This is a genomic window from Citrobacter sp. Ce104 (assembly GCF_030334595.1).
GTDB classification, from domain to species: Bacteria; Pseudomonadota; Gammaproteobacteria; order Enterobacterales; family Enterobacteriaceae; genus Citrobacter; species Citrobacter europaeus.
On sequence record NZ_JAOWDP010000020.1, the window covers coordinates 1 to 1,564 of the forward strand.

Below are 1,564 nucleotides of genomic sequence, written 5' to 3' on the forward strand. Positions count from 1 at the left end.
TTGGTTTGGGAACAGCAGCGAAAAGAGAGGTGGGAATGTGGCCGAATCAGATCCCTGACATGAGTTTTTTCCAGGCGATAGCGGTTACAGGCAACACATTACTTAAGTTCCCCTTCGTTGATCAGTATGGCAATGCAAAAACTATTATGGTGCAGTTTGTCACCATTCAGACTACGGGTGGGACAGATAAGGGTTATCCGCTTCCTTATGCATTCCCCAGCATGGGGTTATTCGCCACAGGTAATCGCGCAACTTCTGGCTACAACGCTGCGATGAACGTGCGCATTGCTAACGCAACCACCGTAAGCATACAAAACTGGGGTAATGCCGGGGCATTAGAAGATTGCTGTGTAATTGCTGTGGGATTGTGAAAATGAATAAATTTTATAATGGCTCGTTTTATCTGTTCACTATGAAAGAAGTCTATGAAGCGGCGGGTACCTGGCCTGAAAACGGCGTTGATGTTGATGATGAAACAATGACAATTTTCACGTCTGCAGCGCCGAAAGGAAAAACTCTTGGTGTTGATAAGAAGGGCAATCCTGCATGGATTGATATTCCGCCACTCTCAGCAGAACAACAGATTGTCCAGGCTGAACAGAAAAGAACAACATTGCGTTCAATTGCTGATAATGAAATATCCTGGCGGCAGGATGCTTATGATGCGGATATCGCGACGGATGAGGAAACCGCCGCGTTGTCTGAGTGGAAGAAGTACCGGGTACTGTTAATGCGTGTTGATACGTCAAAACCCGACTGGCCTACGCCTCCGGGGGAACCGGCCAGTTAATATGCTCAGGGTCGGTTGCCACATCAACCGCCTTCACATCGTTTTTATAAGCCAGCCATGCCGACAGTTTAGCTCTGTTGGCGTCGCTGATTTCACCCAGCATCAGTTCCGTTCGCCAGTCGAGCATTACCGCGTCAGCATGGGTCAGTAGTTGTTGGCGTACCTGTTCGGCAATGACGATCAATTCTTCATGGGTAGGCGGCGGGATATCACCCCATGCAGGCAGGCCGTCACTGCCTGCAACTCTAATTTTTCCCGGTTCAGGCGTGGCGGTGAATTCACGGAATACATCCTCATCAACTGGTACTAAATCATTGGGCAGAGTCCCTGCATCTTCATATACAGAAAGCAAATCATCCGGATAAAACGAATTTGTAGATGGTGAATACTGAAACATATTTTCTCCTTACCACCCGATAACGATGTATTGGCAACCAACCTGATTGGCAACGGTGCTGAGGATTGGCGCTTGTCCGCCATTGGCGTAAAAGCCGTTCCACGCAAATCTGTTCAACGGGTTCGAACTGTTAACTGTCACATACGCCTGCTGATTACCACCGACCTGAAACCCGCAAGTTATTACCTGAAATACCTTGTTTGGGAACGGGACTGGATAAAACGTTTCTGTAGTTGCTGACGCTGCGTTTCCAGCGTTGCCCCACTGGACCATCAGGGTTCGCTTAGCACCGCCAATAATTACAGGGATTTTCAGGTAGCCATTGGTATCAAAAACGCCGGTGATCGTCCCTGCCAGAGCCAATTCTCCCAGACCAA

The 1,564-nt window shown here is 48.5% G+C and carries 3 protein-coding genes and 1 pseudogene; 2 read left to right on the plus strand and 2 right to left on the minus strand.

Annotated features, from left to right (window positions below; all coding sequences use genetic code 11):
- A pseudogene (locus tag OGW16_RS01365) lies at positions 1-371 on the plus strand (phage tail protein); the annotation flags it as partial.
- Between the two features lie 2 nt (positions 372-373).
- A complete protein-coding gene (locus OGW16_RS01370) occupies positions 374-790 on the plus strand; it encodes a tail fiber assembly protein (protein WP_286517605.1) in 417 nt (138 codons plus the stop codon).
- Here the strand turns inward: OGW16_RS01370 and OGW16_RS01375 are convergent.
- Entirely contained in the window at positions 762-1,187 is a 426-nt protein-coding gene (locus OGW16_RS01375) for a tail fiber assembly protein (protein WP_286517606.1), read from the minus strand. The genes OGW16_RS01370 and OGW16_RS01375 overlap by 29 nt on opposite strands.
- Positions 1,188-1,196: 9 nt before the next feature.
- On the minus strand, positions 1,197-1,564 hold a 368-nt coding region (locus OGW16_RS01380), incomplete at its 5' end, for a gp53-like domain-containing protein (RefSeq protein WP_458778525.1).

Excerpts from the sequence above, each read along its gene's own strand:
- OGW16_RS01370 (WP_286517605.1), top strand. The coding sequence starts at position 374 with ATGAATAAATTTTATAATGGCTCGTTTTATCTGTTCACTATGAAAGAA.
- OGW16_RS01375 (WP_286517606.1), bottom strand. The coding sequence starts at position 1,187 with ATGTTTCAGTATTCACCATCTACAAATTCGTTTTATCCGGATGATTTG.